Below are 1101 nucleotides of genomic sequence, written 5' to 3'. Positions count from 1 at the left end.
TATACCCTTGATCATTGAAGGTGCTTGATTTTCGATGAAATCAGGATCATGCTAAGCACCATGAAAATTACACTGACTCCCCAACAAAAGCAGCAACTTGAACAGATGCACGATTCGACTCGTGATAGTCGAGTATGCGATCGCATTAAAGCCGTTTTACTGGCTTCTGAAGGTTGGAGTCAGACCATGATTTCTCAAGCCCTTCGCATTCATGAATCTACCGTCGCTCGCCATCTTAGCGACTATGTGCTTTCAGAAAAGCTTAAGCCTGAAAATGGGGGCAGCCAAAGCAAACTTTCTGCCACTCAAACCATGCAACTTATCGAACATTTGACCGAAAACACCTATTCTCATACGCATCAAATTGTCGCATATGTTAAAGAGGTGTTCGGCCTTAGCTATACCGTTTCAGGCATGAATAAATGGCTTCACCACAATGGGTTTAGCTACAAGCAAACGAAAGGTGTTCCACACAAGTTTGATGAGTCAAAACAGCAAGCGTTCATTGATGATTACGAAGCTCTAAAGGCAAATTGCGGCGAGGATGAATCGATAGTATTTATCGATGCCGTTCACCCAACACTGTCGACTAAAATCTCCCATGGCTGGATACGCAAAGGCCAAGATAAAGTGCTGAAAACGACAGGGAATCGTAGCCGACTCAATATTGTTGGAGCGCTGAACTTGTCGGATATTGGAGCAACCATTGTTGGCGATTACGAAAGCATTAACAGTGAAAACATGGTTCGCTTTTTCTGCCAGCTCAGAGATAGCTACCCATTAAACCACAAGCTCCATATCATCTTAGATGGAGCAGGATATCACCGCAGTGATTTAGTCAGAGATGCGGCATTTGTCCTTAATATCGAGCTGCATTACCTCCCACCTTACAGTCCAAATCTCAATCCAATTGAGCGGCTTTGGAAGGTAATGAACGAGAAGTCGAGGAATAACGTTTACTTCAAAAATAAACGAGACTTCAAGGAAACCATTGACCAATTCTTTACTGTGACTCTTCCAGAAATCGCAGGTTCATTGATGTCTCGAATCAATGATAATTTTCAGGTACTCAAGCCCGCACCTTCAAGTTGATTGGGTATA

1 protein-coding gene is annotated in these 1101 nt (G+C 43.1%); it reads left to right on the top strand.

Annotation, left to right across the window (positions count from 1 at the left end):
• Window positions 1-60 precede the first annotated feature (60 nt).
• A complete protein-coding gene (locus M9194_RS21520; RefSeq protein ID WP_250614762.1) occupies window positions 61-1092 on the top strand; it encodes an IS630 family transposase in 1032 nt (343 codons plus the stop codon).
• Window positions 1093-1101 lie beyond the last annotated feature (9 nt).

It is taken from the genome of Vibrio sinus, assembly GCF_023634645.1.
GTDB classification, from domain to species: Bacteria; Pseudomonadota; Gammaproteobacteria; order Enterobacterales; family Vibrionaceae; genus Vibrio; species Vibrio sinus.
The sequence above is the reverse complement of the archived record's forward strand: the minus strand, read 5'-3'. Positions and strand labels throughout refer to the sequence as shown.